Here is a 17323-nt window from a genome sequence, read left to right on the forward strand (position 1 = left end):
TCGGACACCACCGTCCGCGGCTACGCAGTCTCGAACATGCATTGCTTGCCTCAGTTCGATGTCGGCGACTACTGACCATTAAGTATGTAAAATATACTTTGTGGTACAAGAGGTCAACCGGCAGAGCAACCAGTGCCAAACGGTCTCGTATGCAGCGCCGGACGCCGGCGAAACTCACAGAACGGACGCTGGTTGCTTCCGGCGAAGTTGCTCTAGCGAGCAGCGGGTTCGATAACAAATTTTCCGACGTGCGTGCGCTTGACGAAATCTGCCTGCGCCTGAGCAAGTTGCTCAAGCGGGTAAGCTTTGTCGAGCAGCGGGCGCAGCTTACCCGATGACACATGCGCGATCACTCTCGCAAACGTCGCCGGAGTCGGGCAAGTTATCCCATACATTTCGAGATCCTTATAGATAAGATCTCGAAGATCCATCGGCTGAACTGGGCCGCCGATCGCACCACCGGTCGTATACCGACCGCCGCGGCGCAGCACCTTCAGAAAATCGCCAAATGCTTGTCCGCCAACGACGTCTGCGACCACGTCTATGCCGTTGGCGCCGACAATTTTCTCCACGGCCTCTTTGATGCTCTCGGACTCTCGAGGAACAAAGGCATGCACGCCTAGTGCTCGGACCCGATCTTCCTTGGACTGACCGGCAATCGCGATCACTCGCGCCTTCCGGATCAACGCGAGTTGCACTAGCGCCGTGCCTACACCGCCCGATGCCCCGGTGACAACGACCGTTTCACCTTCCGAAAGTCGCGCCCGCTCCAACATCTCTTCAGCGGTGTCATACGAAGTCGGGAATGTGGCAAGTTCGGCGTCGCTAAGCGATGACGTAACCGCATACGCGTTCTCTGCGGGTACGGTAACATATTCAGCGAATCCGCCGTCGCGCTCGCCTCCGATGTATTCAACGAGCTGTGCTCGCTCGGGCAAAGACAAATCACGCACCTGCGGATCGACAATCACGCGCTCGCCGACACGGCCGGCAATCGCGGCATCTCCGACAGCCACAATCCGCCCTGCAATCGCGGCACCCTGGATGCGAGGGAACACGACCGCCTCCTGCTTCCAGGTGGCGGCCGCTTCCTCTTGCTTATCCATGATGCCCTGAACCCCGCGAAGACCGACCTCTTCGGTGAGGGTTGTGCCTGCTGCGCGGTGGTACCACTGTGTGCGAAGATTGATGTCGGTATTGTTGATACCACATGCGCCGACCTTGATCAGCACCTCCCCTCTCTTGGGGCGCGGTACCCGCACATCCTCCCGAAATTGCAGCTGATCGATCCCACCATAGCCGGTGAGCAGCACGGCACGCATGACATCAGGAATTGCTGGTACAGACACTGAATAATTCATTGTTCCCTCTTTCTACTGTTGATTACGCTTGGGACAACAAAAAGCGTTTCCTAAACTCATGTGGGCGTCGCTGAACTACTACCGCTGCGACGTCATCCAATCTTCCGCGACATAATGAGGCCGGCGCTCCGGCGCCAGCTTCCGGCCTCGAATAAGATCCGAAGCCATCTCACCAATCATGATGCAAGGCGCATTCGTATTGGCCGCGACGACGAGGGGCATGATCGACGCGTCGGCAACTCTGATGTTTTCCATACCCCGCACCTTTAAATTGGGTGCGACCACTGCATCATCATCTGCTGCAGAGCCCATGCGACAAGTCCCTGATGGATGGTATGCAGTCCCAACACGAGAGGAGACCCAGGCATCGATCTGTTCGTCCGTTTGGACGTCCTTTCCCGGGGCCAATTCTTTTCCGCGATAGGGATCGAATGCACTTTGCGCGACAATTTCACGCGTAAGACGCAACGCATTTCTGAAGCTTTCGCGATCGGCCTCTGCCTCGAGATAGTTGAATTTAAGGCATGGCTTGTCGGTCGCGCGATTGGTTTTGATCGCAAGGCTTCCCCTGCTCTGCGCGCGCATCAACGTCATATGAATTTGGAAGCTGTATCCAGGGTATGGCGCAAAGGTATCCGGTTGAAACGCCAAGCCCAAGAACTCCAGCTTCAAATCGGGGTAGCAAACGCCCGCCTTCGTTCGTATGTAGGCTGCGGCCTCGAACTGATTGCTCGCCGCTACCCCCGTCTTCGTCAGAAACCATTGCGCGCCGGCAAGGTGCTTGCGAGGGAACTTCGTAAATGGGGCAAGACCGAGCGGCTGGCGGCATTCGACTTGCAATGTGATATCCGGATGGTCCTGAAGGTTTGCCCCGACACCTCGCAGTTCATGCACCGCTTCGACGTTGGCGGCGCGCAGCACGTCGCTAGGTCCCACGCCCGAGAGTTGCAAGAGTTGCGCGGAGCCAATCGAACCCGAACACAAAATCACTTCCCTCCGGGCAGAAATCACGCTGCTTTGGCCATTTTTACGAACCCGAAGACCTGTTGCGCGCTTGCCCGCGAAAACAATCTGCTCGGCGAGCGTATTTGTGCTGATCGTGAGGTTGGCGCGGCGCCGCACGTCTGGCGAAAGGTACGCACGCGCCGCGCTCCAGCGGCGCCCACCGAAAATCGTACATTCGCTGGGGTGAAAACCCTCATGCTGATAGGCATTGGAATCGTCGGTGGTCGGGTAGCCAGCCTGTTTTCCCGCTTCCATGAAAGCCGCTTGGAGCGGGTCCTTCCCCACATCGGGGCGGCTGACTCGCAACGGGCCGTGACGGCCTCGATAATCGTTGCCCTCTCCGTGAAATGTTTCGGATCGCTTGAAGTACGGCAGAACATCTGCGTAGCTCCAGCCGGTGCAACCGTAGGTTTGTTCCCAGCCATCGTAGTCCAGTGCATTGCCACGGGTGTACACCATCCCGTTGATCGACGACGAGCCACCAAGGACCTTACCTCGCGGATGGTCGACCTGCCGCCCGAATAAATACTTTTCCGGCTCACTCATGTACTGCCAGTTGAACTCGTTGCCGGAAACAAGGCTTTCGACAGCAAGTGGCATGTCGATGGTCCAGCTTTTGTCTTCCGGTCCGGCTTCGACGAGGAGGACGGTGATCGAACGATCCTCAGACAGCCGTGACGCAACAACGCAACCGGCAGATCCAGCGCCGATGACGATGTAGTCGAAGCTCTGGTCGTCCAATTTAGAGTCTTTCATGTTCATAGCAACAACGACGCGGATAGTGTTTAGACCAATGGTACTGTAAAAAAGACCATTGAGTATAATTTTTTTGGGAACAACAAGAATGGTCTCGATGCATGCCGCCCCTAGGAATGCCACTGATAGGGATTTCCCTAGATGACTCGGCGCAATGCATTGAACCGGATAGCCGACTGTCAGCCCGCCCCGCGCTAAATTTGAACAGCTAGCACGAAAATCTGACTATGCGGTATATTGCAGGTGGATCGGGAACGATCAGCCCACGCACGGGCGCGCTACGCGGGAAAAGTCCGTCCCACGGGCGTCGCGATCGCGCGTTTGATATGCAGTTCTTGGAGGTACCGCACAATGCCTGCCGCCTGCGTCGGGTCGACCGCCTGCTCTCGACATTCGCTTCGCATCCTTGATGCTCCGGGAGGCGCAGACTTTCTTGTCCAGTTCCGATTGCTCACGAGACAACCATGGATAATTTCTTGAAGTTTTACATCGCCGGTCAGTGGGTCGACCCCGTCGAACCGCGCAAAGCGGCCGTCATCAATCCGGCTACAGAAGAACCGACCGCCTACATCTCGATGGGAACGCAAGTCGATGTCGATCGTGCCGTAAAGGCGGCTCGTAATGCCTTCGCTAGCTATTCACAAACATCGACTGCTGAGAGGGTCGCTTTCTTCGAGCGTGTACTGCCGATCCTTCGTCGCCGCCACGGAGAGATTGCCTCATTGATCTCCCGCGAGATGGGTTGCCCCATCACCTTCGCCAATGAAGCACAGGTCACGTCCTGTATCGCGCACACCGAAACTGTCATCGACGTATTGAAGTCGTACTCATTCGAGGAGCAGGTCGGTAGCACCCGAATCATCAAGGAACCCATCGGCGTTGTCGGACTCATCACGCCATGGAATTGGCCGCTGAATCAAGTCGTCTGCAAAGTCCTTTACGCGATCGCGGCGGGTTGCACCATCGTGTTGAAGCCCAGCGAAATCGCACCTCTCGACGCGACGGTCTTTGCGGAGATCCTCGACGAAGCCGGTCTTCCGGCCGGTGTGTTCAATCTCGTCAATGGCGACGGCCCGACGGTTGGCGAAGCCATTTCGCGCCATCCCGACATCGACATGGTGTCCTTCACCGGCTCGACCCGTGCAGGCGTTCTAGTCGCCAAGGCCGCTGCCGATTCCGTGAAACGCGTGACGCAAGAGTTGGGCGGCAAGTCCGCGAACATCGTTTTCGACGATGCCGATCTGGACGCCGCGGTTCGATCGTGTGTACGAGCAATATGCGCAAACAGCGGACAAACGTGCGACGCACCGACGCGGTTGCTTATCGCGCGCCATCAGTATCAGACAGCTGTTGAAATTGCCGCGGACGAAGCGCGCAAGCATACGGTTGGCGACCCCGCCGATCCGAAAACGATGGTAGGCCCGGTCGCAAATCGAGTTCAGTTCGAAAAGATACAGCGCCTCATTTCGAATGGCGTGGCCGCCGGTGCACACCTGGCAGCGGGCGGCCCCGGGCGTCCCGAAGGACTCGAGCGCGGCTTTTATGTACGGCCGACGATCTTTTCCGATGTTTCTCCCGATATGGAAATTGCTCGCGAAGAGATCTTCGGCCCAGTGCTGGTTGTGATTCCCTACGACAGTGAAGACGAGGCCGTCGCGATCGCAAATGACACGGAATACGGACTCGCAGGCTACGTTTCGTCAGGTGACCTTGAGCGTGTTCGACGCGTTGCCCGTCGCCTCCGTGCTGGCTCCATTTTCGTCAACAGCCCGGACTTCGATGTTCGCGCACCGTTCGGTGGCTACAAGCGGTCTGGCAATGGTCGAGAAGCCGGTGCCTATGGCCTGGCGGAATACCTCGAAGTGAAATCGGTGATCGGCCACGGCTGATTGCGGTCTAACACGTCTACGAGCGGCGATGACTCGATGTGACGAGCCGCTCACAACTCAAGGGTGCAAATGATGTTCGACTTCAAAGACAAGATTATCGTAGTGACTGGCGGCGAGACCGGGATTGGCCGTGCAACCGTCGAATCGTTTGCCCGCGCAGGCGGTACCGTAGTTATCGCGGGCTTTCTCGAAGACGAAGGCGACGACGTGGTTTCGTCGCTTGCGAAAGAAAACCTCAAGGCCGAGTTCATGAAGACTGACGTCCAGAACGAGGCGATGATCGAAGAGGTCACTGGAAAGATTGTAGCGAAGCATGGTCGAATCGACGTTCTGGTGAACAACGCCTCGGTATTCGATGGATTTGCCGGTATCAATGAAACATCCACGGCCCTCTGGGACAAGGTTCTGAACACCAATCTGCGTGGAACGTTCCTGATGAGCCGTGCCGTCTTGAAGAACATGATGCCGCGTGGCGAAGGCGCCATCGTGAATGTAGCTTCCGTCGGCGGCGTCATTGGGGGCGCCGATGGCCTGGCTTATACCTCGTCGAAGTTTGGCGTGATCGGCCTCACACGTCAGATGGCGTGTGATTTGACCGCTAAGGGCATCAAAGTCAACGCAGTTTGCCCTGGCATGATTCAGACCGATATGCGCAAGCATTCCACGCGCATTCTGGCCGACGATGCGCCGCCGATGCGCGGCGTCGGCGTCAACCCCGATGCAATGAAGCGCGTCCCTGCGGGAAGAAAGGGGGTCCCCAATGATATTTCCAACGCGATCCTGTTCGCCGCGTCGCCGTACTCGGACTACATGAACGGTCACTCGCTCGTAATCGATGGCGGTTGGACGATCCAGTAAGAAATATGCGGGCATATTTGCCCGCGTTTCGCTCTCGTCATGAAAGGTAAAACGGCCAAGATGCGATTCTTGGCCGTTGATACTTCGAGGATCAGGTTGCCTGCGTCCCATTTGAATTGCTTGCGCCAGTCCTTCTGAAGCTTCGCGAATCTCGACAGGCCGAAGCCATGGCACGACGTGACCGCCACCCACATGCCGTCAGGCCCCGAGACCTTATCACGGATAAGGGAATGGTCAGGCGAAAGATCGATCACACCATCCCGGCATCGCAAAAGCGGAATGCTTGTGGCCTACGGCAGCAGTTCCGCGACGCGTCGAGCGGCGTTGTGGAAGATCGGTGTAGCGGGCTTGTCTGGCTCCGAGGTCAAATCGACGTCGGTCCACCTCGTGCGGACCTCCGTTGAAATGCAGGTTTCCGCGATGAGTCTGAGGCACCGACCCACCGTTCCCGATCATCGGGAACGTAAACATCGGCGCGCGAGCGATCTCACGTGGTGAGACTCCCATCCCACAAATATTATTCACCGACGGAGTTCGGCCCATTGTTCTCTAGTTTTCTGCGCCTGCTGGCTTCTGGTACAACCTGAGCCGCTTGAATTCGTCGGGTAGCGCGTAGACGCATGACAATGGCCAATTGGCCGTCAGTAGTTCCTTCAGGTGCACCGGAGGCGATATTAAAGACCAGACCTAGAACATAGTCTGGGCGACGCCGGAGGGTGGTGGCAGGCTCGACTCCTCCAATATGTGGTCGATGTGCGCCCGCACCTCCTAGCAGGTGCAGGCGCACAAGCAGTGTGCTTATACTGCTTGCCAGCCCGCGCCGAGAAGATCTTCCTTGAGATTCTTACGTTCCTGGGAATACGACGCGTCGGCATCTGCGACACCGCGAATGCGAATCTTTGATCTGAGCTCCTCCGAGATGTGAGCAATGACGCCCGGCATCGTCGACACCAGCGCCAAACCCGTCATTTCAGCCGGCGTGAACTGCATCTGCGCCAAGATTGCGGCCATCATCCCCACCTCGTTGATGACGAGATCAGGCTTATTTGCCTGCTTGATGAATGATGCATGGATAGCTTCGTACCAGTCGCACAGCTCGCCCCAGACACCGTTCTCCTTCGCGATGGCCTTCAGTTTTTGCGCTCGCGGGTCTGTATAGCGAAAGTTGGGATGCCCAAAGCCGGGCACTCTCTGTCCTTGTGCGCGGAGCGCTGCAACGATGACATCAGCTGCATCGGCCATCGAGTCGTCTTGCCGATTGTACGAAGCGAAAGTGGCCAAAATGAACTCCCCGCCTGCATCAGGCGCGAGCGTGTACTCCCCGGCCGACAGCACCGCTGTTGCCATGCCCGCCACCATCGACGGATTGCCGGAAACGCAGTAGCGCGCAGCAACCGTACCGGGTTTCTTCAGCGAATAGTCGAGCACCGAGCAAAGAATTGCGTCCATCATTTTGGACTCGCCTGGTGTCGGGAGCCTGCCTCTGATCAGCAAGTAAGAGACCGATGCAAACGAAAGTTGCCCGATCAGTTCACCCAAATCGTAACCACGAATGAAAACGCTCGATTCTTCGATGTGACTGACCGACGATTCCCATGCCGGCTTTGTAGAACTTGTCATGCCCTATCCCATCCCTCAGTTTGATTAGCCGATCCTATGTGCCATGGTTCGAAGCCCTCCCGGCAAACAGACCACGAAGGATTAAAATATACTGTACGGACAAATTTTTGTCCACTTGGTCTATAATTGGCTGGCAACGTAACGTCACTGCAAGAGGCACCCCAGTCGCCAGACAACAATGTGGGCATCGGCGATCGGCTGCTGGCGCACGCTCCTCATGAGAGCACTGTGCGCTCCTGCTGGAATAGCGCGATCGCAACTGCTTGTGTTCCGCTCGCAGGAAAGCGAATCGAGACTTCTTTCATCAACTTGGGGATAGGCAATGCTTACCGCAATCAATCAGCCGGGGATCTCGTACCCCGGCATCTCTCAAGCGGTTCAGGGTTCCGGCGACGTCCTGCTGTTGGGCGGCCACGTCTCATCAGACGAAAACGACAACTTTATCGACGGCGACTTCGAAATGCAGGTGCGAAACACGTTCCGAGCGCTCGAGCGCACGCTGCGAGCTGCTGGCGTGGGCTTCGAAGCAGTCGCCCGCTTCACCTACTACGTCCCTGATTTTGAAGAGAACCTTCTTCCCATCTTCAAGCGAGTTCGGGCCGAGTTCATTACCGGTCAGAATCCGCCGGCGAGCACGTTCATCCCGGTTGTGAAGCTTTTCGATTCGCGGGCAAGGATCGAGGTCGACGGTATTGCCGTAGTTCCCGGCAAGACTCGCATCAGTTAAAAGTCGCGCGTTGGATTGCCCCATAGAAAAGCGAACTGCGACCATCACTGTTACGCCTGCAGCCCGATAGGACGATTGACCGAGACGCGGACGAGATCGATGCAAACACCAGGGGCAACGTCCGCGAACCGCGGGCAGTATGGTGATATCAAAAGGAGGACCGTCGTGCCGTCAAGACATCTCGTGGATCCGGAGCTACGCGCTCTTATCGATGAAAAGCCCTCCTCCCCGATCGATCTCGACACGCTGTTGCAGTCGCGGACCGTTATGGTGGAAAGCGTCGGCGTGTGGTTTCCCGCCCCGCCGGATGGGGTTGAAATCGTCGAGCGCATGATCCCTGGGTGGCCAGGTGCGCCTGACGTGCGCGTGGTAATCACACGGGCGAAAGGGAGCGAGAATGGTGGCCCAGCCTTCCTTCACATTCACGGTGGGGGTTACATCATGGGCTCGCCTGAGATGGGTCTTGCCACCGACGCAGCCTATGCGCTCGAATTGGGCGCGACCGTGGTATCCGTCGACTATCGCCTAGCACCGGAGAACCCGCATCCCGGACCGCTAGAGGACTGCTATGCCGCGCTGACCTGGCTCAACGCCGAGGCAGAAGCGCTAGGTGTCGATCGAGATCGGATCGTCGTCACCGGCGAGAGCGCCGGCGGCGGTCTAGCGGCGGCGTTGGTACTTCTCGCTCGCGACCGGGGCGAAATCTCCATCGCTTTCCAGCATCTGGTCTTCCCAATGCTTGATGATCGCACGGCAGCGTGTTCAGAGCCGTCGCCATATCAAGGCCAGTTCGTTTGGACGCCAGAGAACAATCTGTTCGGATGGACTTCACTCCTAGGCGGGCCGCCGGGTGCCACGGCGGTCTCACCTTACGCTGCAGCGGCGCGCGCAGACAATGTCGAAGGTCTCCCGCCAACCTTCATCGCCTGTGGGGCCCTAGATCTGTTTCTAGCAGAGAACATGGACTACGCCCGCCGGCTGATGCTAGCGGGTGTGCCGACCGAGTTTCACGTGTATCCGGGCGCCCCGCACGGTTTTTATCTAATCGAGACCGCCCGAATCACTCGAGCCTACATTCGCGATTCGATGTCCGCGCTAGAGCGGGCGGTGGGCGGCTGATCTAGCGCGAACGAGGCCTAGATTCGCTCAATGCGCTTGGGGGTCAGCCTCAGCAACGCAGCCTTTGAGCACTCTCCAACTCGTCGCCCGGGCAAGTTACGCGTTAGCCACCCTCGGAACCTTCGTCGACGTCTTGCGCACGGTCGCCTTGCTTGCAACCGACTTAGCCACTGGAGTGGCCAGGTAACCACCGGTCAAGATATCCACGTAGTACTCGGCGATCTCCGGCGCAGAAATCGGACCTTCCTCGTTGTACCAGCGGTACAAAGAATTGCACATCCCCAAAAGTCCTGCAACAGCGATACTCGAGGGAATATCACGAAACAAGCCTTTCTTGACACCATCCTTGTACACACCATTGATGACGGCATCGTACTCGCGCCGACGCTGAACGTGCAGCTTGAGTTGCTTCTCTTCAAGCTCGCTCTCTTCGCGATTGTAAATCGCGGTCCAGTCTCGACGCTCCATGACCAAAAGAGCGTGGCCCTTTAAAAGCTCTCTCAGGGCGAGATCGGGAGGCAACTCCCTCACCACCACCGAGGAAATCATCGCAAAGTAGCTATCGTAGATACGATTGAAAATCTGCCACAGGATTTCATTCTTGCTTTTGAAATAGTAGTAGACCACCGATTTCGTATAGCCAAGATTAGCGGCGATATCATCGATTGTGACAGCGCGGAAACCTCTCTCCGCGAATAAAACCACGGCGGAAGCAATAATTTCATCCTGTACGTAAGCCTGCTTCTTCGCCTTCAGCTGTTCTCTACGATCGATTTTCATAACGCTTTTCCCAGAATCAGCATTTAAGTTATCGCCCGGTACCTCGGGTCACCCGGAAACATTCGTTGCGTCGGACGATTCCGTGAGCACGCAAATCTCCGACCGAATGGAATCGGGTATCGGAATGCTCTTTCTCTCTTTCAGATGAAAGTACACCGATGTCATCAGGAGTTCAGCGGCCACCTCACCGCTTCTTGCCAGAAGTCGGTGCTTCGACCTGAGCGAGCTCTTGCCAAGGTCGATGACTTCGCTGTCTACCATGTAGAGATCGCCGACTCGAAGTTCCGAGCGGAAGTCAATCTCATAGCGAACGTCGGCCCAACCCTCATCTCTGGAGTTCCGCCATTCAGGGTCATACCCGAGGCGCGACACAAGATGCCACATCGCTTGATCAAAGGCTGCGATGTAATACTGGACTGTCATATGCCCCATCGCATCCGTTTGCGACGGATAGACAACGCCATTGAATGTTGGGATTCTCATTGGTCTCCTTGACGGATACGCCGACACCCTCACCTCGCAGAGCGAGGTGAGATATATTGTCTTTTTTTTTGACCGTGTAGTCAACAGGTTTGTCCGACTATTGACCGTACCGCCACGCCATACGCGCGGAACATAGCCAATCAGCGAACATGACGATCCCTGGGCGACGGGGCCGCTCGGGTCTCCGCACAGGCTGCACTGCGCCTAGGTCAACAAGTCCTCGAAGTATGCGCCGAAAGGTAGCGTCTTATGTCGGATCAGAATTTCGAGGATCCAGATGTTGGAACTCGGAATGCCCTCCATCGAACGGAGCGTTCCGTGATACTGGTGAGGAAAATCCCCTACCCTGTGACCAGACATGATCGAATCGAAGACCCAGCCCAGCTTGTCTGCCTCTGCTGCGGCAAAGCTGTACAGGTCAATGCCCGTCAGCCCCCGCGATCGCCATGCGTCCTGCACACCGCTCCACAGAACCTTTACGTCGGACTTTGCTCGCAACATCTCCGGGTCGCCTCCAACAACGAAGGTATCGCCAGAATCAGCTTCGTACCCATCCCACAACGGACCGATATCGAGCGTGAAAATGTCGTTCTCTCCGAGGACGATATCCGGCTTAGATGGTGCGCCGTACTCTAGCATTGTGTTGCAGCCAAACCGAATGCAGATGGCGTGCCATCCCTGCAAAAGTCCATGCTTTTTGAGAGTCTTCCGCGCGAGCTGAGTCGCCTGCGGCTCAGTCATGCCGGGCTTGATCGCAGTCGCGATGTCGTCAACGGCGAGCCACGTTCTTCTGCGGGCCTCAAGCATGCCCTCCGGCTTGAAGGCTTTGCCCACGTACTCGCTTTGAATCTGTTCATTGCTCATTTCAATCCCTCAAAGCGGAAACTCGCCCAGGCGTACCCGGCAGATAAACGGTTCGAGACTCAACTTCTCGGCTCAGCTTGAACTGACAGGCAAGCCGGTCCCCATCGCATGCGTCAGGCAAGCAATCAAGAAGATCGATCTCATCTTCGTTCATGCCGTTGACCAGCGCAGGCTCGACCCTGACCCGGCAGGTGCCGCATACCGCACCGCCACCACAATAGTGATCGAGGTTTAAGCCGGACCGCATCAGCGCCTGAAGAAGCGTGCATCCGTTTTCGGCGTGCATGCGCCCTTTCACAGATCCTTGAAATTTCACGACAAAATCGATGAGGCTCTGTGATCCGTCCGTTTGCGGCGGCTTCACGTTAAACGAATCGGTGAAGAAGCGATCGCTCGGAAGCCCAAGCTCTGAGACAAGCTTTTCCTGTGCAAGCGCGATCATAATCGGCGAGCCACACGCGTACACATCGAAGTTTGCGAGACTCCGATGATCTTGGGCTACGCAGTCCTGTAGGTACCCAATTCTGCCCGACCACTCACCAATCGGGGCTGCCGAGACCGGGATGAAATGAAAGTTTTCTCCCATCGTCGACCATTGGCGCGCAAGATCCGGGCGGTAGACGTCGTTCTCTGTTTGCCCACCCCAATAGAGATAGACCGGGGATTTGCGCCTCCATAACGCATGTGTCTCGACCATTGACTGGATGGGAGAGAATCCCGTGCCGGTAGCCATCAAGACTACCGGACGGTCGTCCGGAGTCGTCCACGTGAACTTCCCCAAGGGGCCTTCCAGACCAAAGATATCGCCGGCTCTCGCCGCCTCGAACAACCACCCAGTGAACTCTCCCTGAACCTGCCGCCTGATGTGTAGTTGAATACTGCTCGAGTCGCTTTCCTTGCTAGCGATCGAAAAGTACTTCTGGCGGTCTCCGGTCCAACGAATGCAAACGAACTGACCCGCCTGGAATTTGAACGATTGTCCGTCCATAAAGTCGAGATCGACGACCGCGACCTCCGGGGTCGGGAACGCGATGGAGCTTACTTGAACGGCCCGAGCTTGGGGTGCCGCTCCATTATCGTTACACTCCACGACCAATTCGGATCGCGCGAACGTTTGGCACATCAGCACACTGACAGGCCTACCGTCTCTCGAGGCGATTTGTGTCTCGCCGTCGATTCCGTTCGAGAACGCGCCGTCGCGCACTAGGCCAGCACACTGCCCGCAAATACCCCGACGGCAAGAATGGCTGATGGCGCTGTGTGCCTGAATCGACGCGCTCACGATGTCGACGTCGCCGCGCGTCTCAAATTCGACGCCGTTGAGTTCGTTAAATATTTTCATGCAGATACAAGGCCGCAAGGCTGGCTATAGACCCCGGCCCCCCGCTTGGTGCGAGGGTACCGAGAGCGAAACCACGACATCCCTAGACAATACGGTAGTCTTTGGACGAGTCGACTTCGGGCCCCGGGAACGAAACTGCTCCGAACCTGAGGATTTCCCTCTCTTCTCGTACCAATAGACCAAATTTTCCAACCTACCAGTCAGTATGAACGAAAAATGGGCCGCGTCAACCTTCTTCTACAAGGTTGACGCGGCCGCAAGCGCTCTGGCCGACTAACCGGTATCCAAACTAGCCATCCCCCCCCGCCTCGAGGTCTAGAGGGATGCTCAATGGACCGAAGGCGTCAAGGAACTCAGCTCAGTCAAGCGCGCCTTACCCGGAGCAAGATGCCGGTAGTGAACAGATATGGGGCGGCTCGACGCCATTCATTTCAGTCAATCAGTCCTTGGCAGCCTTCAAGGCGGCGCTCCATGCTCGTTGCGCCCAAGCAAGAAGCGCCTGATGATCTTCGATCACGTCGACGGGCGCTTCCCAATAGGACTTCAGCGCATGCTCACGGCCATCGGCGACATAGCCTAAGGCATGCGAGCCTGCCGCTTCATACTCGGCGCGAGTCGCATCGTCCACTTTGAAGTACAGCGAGCCCTTCCAGACCATCGCAAACACGTGCCCGTCCCGATATAGCGCGACGGCCCCGAACAACGAGCGCGTCGTTATTTGTCCCCACCCGGACAACTGCTCTGCATAGTGCTCTGCCAAGTCCCTACTTTGCTTCGTAAGTTTTGTCATCGTCGCTCCTGGGAAATTTCGAATGTCGACCAACCCGCTCCCATCGCACCCTGCGGCGGATGCAACAAATTCGGAATCAAGTATTAGTGATTCCCGTGGGCGAACTCAGCCGACCTTGTACGCATAGTCAAATCCACTCACGTCCATCGCCCTACTCTTCTTTGAGATCGCTCTGGACCGGGTAGCTGCTTGCCTGAGCGACGCAGATATCGGGGGAAAGTGTCACCGCGCCTCTTTATGGGTCGCAATCATCAAGGTCAATATTTGCCAGTATGGAGCAGTAACGACACGTGATTACCCATCAGATAGCGTCATAATCGCAGATATTGGGTATTCAAAGCGGAGATGTGTGGGATGACCAGGCCTGCGGTGGAGCGTCTGGCGCACAAGCCAGCAAAGCCGCCCCCGTTACTACGACCTTGAGGTGTTTCGCCTGCCGGACCTCAAGCATCGGTCGACGGTCCAAGCTATGCGCAGGACCTATTGCTACGAGTTCTACATGCTCATCTGGGTGACGGAGGGCAGTGCAAGCGTTTTGTGGATTTCGAGCCGATTGTGTGCTGTGCCGGAAAGCTCACGCTTCAGCCAGGCCAGGCTTACAACTTCGGCAGCGATGACGACTAGGATTGCTGCTGCGCCCTGAATTTCTGTTGGTCGAGGCCGCGTTTGGGAATGCCACCTGCCCTGGAGCGCTTACCCGGGCATATCCGCTTCGATCCGACAGGCTCGAGCATCAGCAGGAGTTTGAATCCGCGGACGTATCGGCAAGCTGTTTTAGTGCTTAGCTACATGCGTTGTGGCGCTACGGCATCTACGCACGCTGAGCTGCTAACCATCCTGCATGGGAAACGCCAGACGCAATCTTCATCTCGGTCGAGCGTGTCGCCGCGCTTTCAGCAGTTCCAAGCTAGTGGACCAAAGATTCTCGCAGTGGAATCATGCAGCGCGACTACACAGTCCACCTTGGCTGCACCGATAAAGGGCCTGACGCGCGCCACGTTGGCAGCAGAGGGCAGAGTGCCAAGGTTTATCTGTCGAGACCGATCGTCCTTCAAGCCAAGCGGCTGCTCATATACACCGACGTACCCATCGGAGTGCTTTCCGACCGATTGGGATTCGGGGCGATCGATTCCGCAAGTTCTTCAAGCGGGAAACGAATTGCACCCCGAAGGAATTTCGCAAATGGTCAGCCGCTTTCTGAGCGACCGGAGCGCCACAACCGGCCATATGCAGCACGTGTGCCATTCCTTTGGTAGGATACGTGGCCGTCGTTGATACAAACAGTAAGGAGTTGAGTCGCTGTGTTACACAAGAAATCCGAATCGACAAACCCCGACGGTCACGAACAGGTTTGCCTCAGCGCCGATGACACGCGTCACGGCGATCCTGAAGGGATCGCTCGCTATTACGAGCGCTTCTCCAAGGGTGGCTTCGGATTGGTGATCACGAAGGGGTTATACTGATCAGCAGTTCTCAAGGAGCACCCCGTGCCGGCCCAGGCTCAGCGACGAGGCACCGGCACTTCCAGGATCGTGCCGGTACAGCGGTTGCATGCATATGGTGCGGTCACCATCTCGCAAATCATGCACTCCGGCGTCCTGACCCAAGCCACCCGATACAAGAATTCCACTGTTGCGCCGTCGGCGATTCAGCCGCCGGGCGAGCAGTTGGCCACGTACTGCGGAAGCGATGGCTATCGGTTCCCGCTGGAAATGTCATATGCAACGATAGTTGACGCGAACAGCCGCTTTGCAGAGACCGCCCGACGGGCTGCGTCGATCGAGGGCTTCGACAGTATCAAGCTTCACGCGGCCAACGGCTACCTGCTTGACCAGTTCATCTCTTCCGCACCCAACCAGCGTACATATCGCTGGGGCAGAGATACCCGATCGCAACTCACATTCGTCCGTGAGGTTATCTACGCAGTAAGCGCCACCATCGATGACGAGACAGTCTTGGGCATTCGCGCTTCTCCTGGCAACGTCAACAATTTCGCATCGCTCCGGGAAAACGGTGAGCGGGATGCGGAAGCGATCGTCGGAACACTGACAGGTAGCGACGTCGATTACATTTACACAACCCTCTACCGTGGCTGGCAACCGACTTTCCCCGTTCAACCTGGAAGTCTGGCCGAGCTGGCCCGCAGCTATGCACCTTCTGTTCCGGTTATTGCATATAGCGATCTGCTGACTCGTTTTTCATCTGCGCACGACTCCTGTAACGTCGCCCCGCAGTCAATCAAATCCGTAAGGAGAAAATTATGACTACAGCATTGCCCGTCTATGAGCAAAATTACAGTCCCGAGGAGCGTGCTCTCGCACACCATCTTATCGGGCTTGAAAAATCCGCCTTGGATAAGTGGTTTAAAGGAGATACGTCCGGTTACAAGTCGCTGTGGTCCGAACGCAGCTTCACATACTTTGACGCCGTCGTTACCGAGCGAGTGGATGATTACAACGTCATCAACGAATTCCTAAAATCAATTGACGGCAAGTTATTTGCAGATAGTTACGAACTCCGAAGCCCACGCATACAGGCAGCGAAGGATATGGCAGTACTGACGTACCAGCTCTATTCCAAAACAAATCTAATAGACATGGAGTACAACGTCGTCGAAGTATTTCAGAAGGAAGATGACGAATGGCGCGTTATTCATTCCACATGGTCATTTATCCGTCCGATGGATAAAACGTTCTCTAAAGGCGATAGCATCGCTTAGCCTAGCAATTCCGGTGCGGCGGGTTGACTGGGACGCTGCCTATATCGCCAACCCGCTCCTCTCGCCCAGATCCAGAGGTACGTGCTGCAGAAAAGTCACTGAAGGCTTACATCACACTTTGTTTTGACACCACTTCGTCAAGGTCTTGCATGTGTCCGTGGAGGGTTTAGCCACTACTGACCAGCGCGCGTGAACGCCAACTGCGATTAGCCCTGATCCAGGGGTACACCCCAAAGTCGATATTTGGGCGTATGCGTGGCCAGTTCAGGCCCGTCAGCGTTCCGATCTCTCCCCTAAGCGAATCCTGATTAGGTCTTAAGCAATTTTACTTTGATTAAAATTGCGTTCAACGTCAGAATAATTTCGCGGAGTTATCGGTCGCTTGGCCCAACATGTTTTAGCATCTCAAACATCTGCAGTGTGAAATCGTCCAAATCCAATGGCCCTTTTGGGATCTAGTATTGCATCGATTTCGGTGATACGAATCAGAGCAATCATGCAACCATTGCCGATGGTGCGGGCGGTTTGGTCCACTCCGACGGACAGGAAAACTGCATACATCAGCGCCGAGGGAATCACCTGACGCCTGTGCTCTAGCGCCCGAGGCTGCTGTTTTACGCAACCTCGGGCACAATCAGTCATTCGCGTTCGTCAGCGAGGTCGCTGACCATCCGCCAAAGACAGGCAGAATTTGGCGTGTACGGGATACGCTGGAGGATTTGCCGGAGTCCTGGGAATCGGCCTTTACAAGTGACCCAAAGGCACGAACGAGAGCGCGGTCAAACATGCCTGATAGATACGAGGCCTCTCGGGCCACCGGCCTAATTTCCACGATGCCATGGTCGTCGTCGTGACGACGCGCCGAGTGTCTCTCAAATCTTCGGAGCGTGCATAAATACCTATAAATACTCGGAGGGCGCTCAAATCCGTTTTTTAACTTTGTCGAGAAACCGCAAGTAATCGAGCAATACTACACAATCACATCCAAGCCTGAAATATTCGCGATTAGA

14 protein-coding genes are annotated in these 17323 nt (G+C 56.3%); 6 read left to right on the plus strand and 8 right to left on the minus strand.

Annotation, left to right across the window (positions count from 1 at the left end):
- Nucleotides 1-212: 212 nt before the first annotated feature.
- Together NQV17_RS36835 and NQV17_RS36840 are read right to left on the minus strand one after the other, a co-directional pair.
- Nucleotides 213-1361: an alcohol dehydrogenase family protein gene (locus NQV17_RS36835; protein ID WP_257776013.1), complete on the minus strand. Its 1149-nt coding sequence runs from the start codon at nt 1359-1361 to the stop codon at nt 213-215.
- Nucleotides 1362-1439: 78 nt separating this feature from the next.
- On the minus strand, nt 1440-3245 hold the full coding sequence (locus NQV17_RS36840; RefSeq protein WP_257776014.1) for a choline dehydrogenase: 1806 nt from the start codon (nt 3243-3245) through the stop codon (nt 1440-1442).
- A gap of 341 nt (nt 3246-3586) precedes the next feature.
- Here NQV17_RS36840 and NQV17_RS36845 point away from each other — a divergent pair, with 341 nt between their 5' ends.
- Together NQV17_RS36845 and NQV17_RS36850 are read left to right on the plus strand one after the other, a co-directional pair.
- The gene (locus NQV17_RS36845) at nt 3587-5011 is read left to right on the plus strand and encodes an aldehyde dehydrogenase family protein (protein WP_257776015.1); all 1425 of its coding nucleotides are present in this window, start codon (nt 3587-3589) and stop codon (nt 5009-5011) included.
- A gap of 69 nt (nt 5012-5080) precedes the next feature.
- Nucleotides 5081-5869: an SDR family NAD(P)-dependent oxidoreductase gene (locus NQV17_RS36850; protein WP_257776016.1), complete on the plus strand. Its 789-nt coding sequence runs from the start codon at nt 5081-5083 to the stop codon at nt 5867-5869.
- Between the two features lie 798 nt (nt 5870-6667).
- On the opposite strand, the gene NQV17_RS36860 is transcribed toward NQV17_RS36850, so the two are convergent.
- The gene (locus NQV17_RS36860) at nt 6668-7489 is read right to left on the minus strand and encodes a citryl-CoA lyase (RefSeq protein WP_257776017.1); all 822 of its coding nucleotides are present in this window, start codon (nt 7487-7489) and stop codon (nt 6668-6670) included.
- Nucleotides 7490-7811: 322 nt separating this feature from the next.
- Here NQV17_RS36860 and NQV17_RS36865 point away from each other — a divergent pair, with 322 nt between their 5' ends.
- Together NQV17_RS36865 and NQV17_RS36870 are read left to right on the plus strand one after the other, a co-directional pair.
- Nucleotides 7812-8216, plus strand: coding sequence for a RidA family protein (locus NQV17_RS36865; protein ID WP_257776018.1), 405 nt, complete (start codon nt 7812-7814; stop codon nt 8214-8216).
- 165 nt (nt 8217-8381) lie between these two features.
- Nucleotides 8382-9335, plus strand: a complete 954-nt coding sequence (locus tag NQV17_RS36870) for an alpha/beta hydrolase (RefSeq protein WP_257776019.1) — start codon at nt 8382-8384, stop codon at nt 9333-9335.
- Nucleotides 9336-9431: 96 nt separating this feature from the next.
- Here NQV17_RS36870 and NQV17_RS36875 read toward each other — a convergent pair whose 3' ends face one another.
- The 5 genes from NQV17_RS36875 to NQV17_RS36895 all read right to left on the minus strand — a co-directional run bounded on the left by NQV17_RS36875 (nt 9432) and on the right by NQV17_RS36895 (nt 13594).
- Nucleotides 9432-10115 (minus strand): TetR/AcrR family transcriptional regulator, encoded by a 684-nt coding sequence (locus NQV17_RS36875; protein ID WP_257776020.1) that lies wholly within the window; start codon nt 10113-10115, stop codon nt 9432-9434.
- 48 nt (nt 10116-10163) lie between these two features.
- Nucleotides 10164-10598, minus strand: a complete 435-nt coding sequence (locus NQV17_RS36880) for a thioesterase family protein (protein WP_124665505.1) — start codon at nt 10596-10598, stop codon at nt 10164-10166.
- A gap of 204 nt (nt 10599-10802) precedes the next feature.
- On the minus strand, nt 10803-11462 hold the full coding sequence (locus NQV17_RS36885) for a M24 family metallopeptidase (RefSeq protein WP_257776021.1): 660 nt from the start codon (nt 11460-11462) through the stop codon (nt 10803-10805).
- Nucleotide 11463: 1 nt separating this feature from the next.
- Nucleotides 11464-12804 (minus strand): 2Fe-2S iron-sulfur cluster-binding protein, encoded by a 1341-nt coding sequence (locus tag NQV17_RS36890; protein ID WP_257776022.1) that lies wholly within the window; start codon nt 12802-12804, stop codon nt 11464-11466.
- Nucleotides 12805-13243: 439 nt separating this feature from the next.
- Nucleotides 13244-13594, minus strand: coding sequence for a TfoX/Sxy family protein (locus NQV17_RS36895; RefSeq protein WP_257776023.1), 351 nt, complete (start codon nt 13592-13594; stop codon nt 13244-13246).
- Nucleotides 13595-15081: 1487 nt separating this feature from the next.
- Here NQV17_RS36895 and NQV17_RS36900 point away from each other — a divergent pair.
- The gene (locus tag NQV17_RS36900) at nt 15082-15858 is read left to right on the plus strand and encodes a hypothetical protein (RefSeq protein WP_257776024.1); all 777 of its coding nucleotides are present in this window, start codon (nt 15082-15084) and stop codon (nt 15856-15858) included.
- Entirely contained in the window at nt 15855-16313 is a 459-nt protein-coding gene (locus NQV17_RS36905) for a nuclear transport factor 2 family protein (protein ID WP_124665500.1), read from the plus strand. Before NQV17_RS36900 ends, NQV17_RS36905 begins: the two co-directional genes overlap by 4 nt.
- The last annotated feature ends 1010 nt before the right edge of the window (nt 16314-17323 follow it).

Source organism: Burkholderia sp. SCN-KJ (genome assembly GCF_024656005.1).
Classification (GTDB): domain Bacteria; phylum Pseudomonadota; class Gammaproteobacteria; order Burkholderiales; family Burkholderiaceae; genus Burkholderia.

Bases quoted from the DNA above. Each gene is read 5' to 3' on its own strand.
- NQV17_RS36885 (WP_257776021.1), bottom strand. From the start codon at position 11,462: ATGAGCAATGAACAGATTCAAAGCGAGTACGTGGGCAAAGCCTTCAAG.
- NQV17_RS36895 (WP_257776023.1), bottom strand. From the start codon at position 13,594: ATGACAAAACTTACGAAGCAAAGTAGGGACTTGGCAGAGCACTATGCA.
- NQV17_RS36890 (WP_257776022.1), bottom strand. From the start codon at position 12,804: ATGAAAATATTTAACGAACTCAACGGCGTCGAATTTGAGACGCGCGGC.
- NQV17_RS36875 (WP_257776020.1), bottom strand. From the start codon at position 10,115: ATGAAAATCGATCGTAGAGAACAGCTGAAGGCGAAGAAGCAGGCTTAC.
- NQV17_RS36850 (WP_257776016.1), top strand. From the start codon at position 5,081: ATGATGTTCGACTTCAAAGACAAGATTATCGTAGTGACTGGCGGCGAG.
- NQV17_RS36865 (WP_257776018.1), top strand. From the start codon at position 7,812: ATGCTTACCGCAATCAATCAGCCGGGGATCTCGTACCCCGGCATCTCT.
- NQV17_RS36845 (WP_257776015.1), top strand. From the start codon at position 3,587: ATGGATAATTTCTTGAAGTTTTACATCGCCGGTCAGTGGGTCGACCCC.
- NQV17_RS36835 (WP_257776013.1), bottom strand. From the start codon at position 1,361: ATGAATTATTCAGTGTCTGTACCAGCAATTCCTGATGTCATGCGTGCC.
- NQV17_RS36860 (WP_257776017.1), bottom strand. From the start codon at position 7,489: ATGACAAGTTCTACAAAGCCGGCATGGGAATCGTCGGTCAGTCACATC.
- NQV17_RS36880 (WP_124665505.1), bottom strand. From the start codon at position 10,598: ATGAGAATCCCAACATTCAATGGCGTTGTCTATCCGTCGCAAACGGAT.
- NQV17_RS36905 (WP_124665500.1), top strand. From the start codon at position 15,855: ATGACTACAGCATTGCCCGTCTATGAGCAAAATTACAGTCCCGAGGAG.